At 42.0% G+C, this 2,715-nt stretch carries 2 protein-coding genes and 1 pseudogene; 2 read left to right on the forward strand and 1 reads right to left on the reverse strand.

Features of this window, described 5'->3' with window-relative positions; translation table 11 throughout:
• The coding region (locus tag WBJ10_RS06690; protein WP_424288745.1) for an LCP family protein at positions 1-863 on the forward strand (863 nt) is incomplete at its 5' end.
• 110 nt (positions 864-973) lie between these two features.
• Here the strand turns inward: WBJ10_RS06690 and WBJ10_RS06695 are convergent.
• The gene (locus tag WBJ10_RS06695) at positions 974-1,711 is read right to left on the reverse strand and encodes a DNA-formamidopyrimidine glycosylase family protein (protein ID WP_424288746.1); all 738 of its coding nucleotides are present in this window, start codon (positions 1,709-1,711) and stop codon (positions 974-976) included.
• Positions 1,712-2,176: 465 nt separating this feature from the next.
• Here WBJ10_RS06695 and WBJ10_RS06700 point away from each other — a divergent pair.
• A pseudogene (locus WBJ10_RS06700) lies at positions 2,177-2,715 on the forward strand (hypothetical protein); the annotation flags it as partial.

Raw genomic sequence — 2,715 nt, forward strand, 5'->3', positions numbered from 1 at the left:
CTAAAATCTTCCCGAAGCTTAACCGCACAACGGAAGCGCTTGGTATTAGCCCTATGGTCATGCAAAGGAATTCAAAGCTTGTGGATGCACCGGTAAACATTGCCTTATTCGGCACCGATAGCCGCAATTCGCAGGTTCAGGGAAATGCGGATGTCATCATGGTGATTTCCGTTAACCCCGCAACGCAGAAAATCAAGATGTCTTCTATACTGAGGGATACCTACGTTAATATAGAAGGCAAGGGGATGGATAAGATTAATGCCGCATATGCAGAGGGCGGACCGCAGCTGGCAATAAAGACCATCAACCAAAATTTTGAACTGGACATAAAAGATTATATCCATGTCGATTTTTTAAGTGCCGCGAGAATAGTAGATGCTTTAGGGGGTGTTAATATTAACCTCAAGGCCGAAGAACTACCCTATCTCAACAATTATGTAAAAGAAATTTCCTTCGATGGTGATCTACCCATCGCCCCTATTATGAAAGCTGGTCTGCAGAAGCTTAACGGCCGACAAGCTGTTGCTTACACCAGGATACGAGATGCTGGCCGTGGTGACTATGAAAGGACCGACAGACAGAAGGCCGTTCTGGTTTCGCTTTTCAGTAAAATGCAGGGAGGGGGCACCAATTTGCTGCCGGTATTTATATCTAAAATTCTTCCCAACCTGGAGACGAGTATGAATCAGTTCATGCTGCTCAACATAGGAGGTACTATTTTAAATTCCAAAACTAAAGTTATTGAACAAGGAAGATTCCCGCTTGATACCGCAAGTAAGGGGGAGAGAATTAATAATATCTGGTATTTGCGAACGGATTTGAAAGCGACGAGGGCGGCGATGTTTGATTTTATTTATAAATAAGACTTTACCGCAGAAGAATTAAACGCAAAGGGCGCAAAGTACACGCAAAGAGCAAAGGAAAAAACTTTGCGCCCTTTGCGCCCTTTGCGGTAAAACATTGTCATGTTTTATTAAACATACAACTTTTGGCACTGGTCACAGAAATGGCATTTCCTCCCGCTTGTCCCTATCTTCTCATGTTTTAAAGCAGTACCATGCACCGGGCATTTCTTCTTCATGTAAACCGAGAAGTTCTCTTTTGATACCCCCTCGTTTTCCCATTTAAAGTAATCAAATGAGAAATCCACAGCTTCCTGAATAATACTTTTTCGCTTGCTTGCGGACAAGGCTCCAACGATGCTTGCGGGATGTACTCTGGTTTTGTATAATGCTTCATTTACTCCCTTATTACCAAGTCCATTAAATATATCCTGATCGATCAGTACATCTGAAATCAATTCATCTTCATAATCTTTCAATTTCTTTAAGGCCTTCTGTGCATCCCATTCAGGATTCATAATATCAGTAGTCCAGTCGAACACATCATCCAGCGGCTCATCGATAAAATGGATATCGCAGGCGTAAAAATTAAGTTCTCTGTCTTTGAACTTCAGGCCCAGCCGTAATTTACCTCCTTCGTTCCGCTCATCGATCTTCACTCTGCCAAACATCATTAAATGCACGCGGATGGTAAACTTAGGGAGGACGATAAGGATTTGCTTACCAAATACGGTAATTTCCTTAATGGTCAGGCCTTCGAGGCGCTTAAGATCGAGATCATCGGTTAAGGCAGTAGCTTTCACTATTGGCTGACCGACAAAGGTCTGCAACTTCTGAACAATCAGGCGTATCTGTGGAGCTTCGGGCATAAATAAAGATAAACTTTTATACTTTTTGAGCATAACAATTTTACTGATCGCAAAAATTGAAGTGCCTTAATAATTACAGTAAGCCCAAGGTCCAGCCAATTATTGAAATAACAAGTAAAAAGAAAATGGGAAAACATTCTTACTTTTAAAGACAATGGAATAGGCATCGACCTCAACAGGCGATAAACTTTTTGGTCTTTACAAACGATTCCATACGCACGTGGCAGGAAAAGGAATGGGACTGTTCCTGGTAAAGACCCAGGGCCGAAGCCATTGGCGGAACTATTAAGGTGGTGAGCGAAGTAGGAATTGGAACTAAATTTACTATTATATTGCAAACCTAAAATAGGCTTAAACAGATGGCAATGGCCAGACACTGAAACAATTTTTATATTATTCAGTATTAGTTAGAATATCGGGCCAGTGCAGCCAAGAGGACCCGATCAGCACGAAAAACCAATATAAATGGAAAATACCTTCAACGCCATTAATACTTTTCTTCACGATTCTCATTATTTTTATACTATTTCAGTAAACCTGGACAGTGTTTATAGTTATGTAAGCCCGAATTACGACAAGAACTTTGCCGCAGGAAGAAAGACCCTCCTTGGGCAAAAATTCTCGGTTACGCTCCATCCGGAAGACATTGAGGTATGTACTGCTGCAGGATACCGGTGTATGCAAAACCCGGATCAGTTGGTTCCCGTTACTCTTCGGAAACATGATGGAAAAGGCGGTTTCGTTACTACCAACTGGGAGATGAAGGCACTTATGAGCCCAGATAATACTCCTTTAGGTATCTATGGCATTGGCTACAATGATTCAGAATTAGTCCATACGCAGGGTATGCTGGGTCATGCCGAAACCCAGCTTGAGGAAATCGGCTTCATCCAGTCGCATGTGGTCAGAAAACCCCTTGCAAATATTTTAGGGCTTGTTGAAATTCTGAAAGCAGATGGCCATAGTGAAGAAATTTTAGACTTACTACTTTCTTCCGCTCAGGA

Origin of the sequence: Daejeonella sp., assembly GCF_049655485.1 — a bacterium.
Classification (GTDB): domain Bacteria; phylum Bacteroidota; class Bacteroidia; order Sphingobacteriales; family Sphingobacteriaceae; genus Daejeonella.

What these genes read in the sequence shown, in the direction of transcription:
- WBJ10_RS06695 (WP_424288746.1), bottom strand. Translation starts at nt 1,711, where the DNA reads ATGCCCGAAGCTCCACAGATACGCCTGATTGTTCAGAAGTTGCAGACC.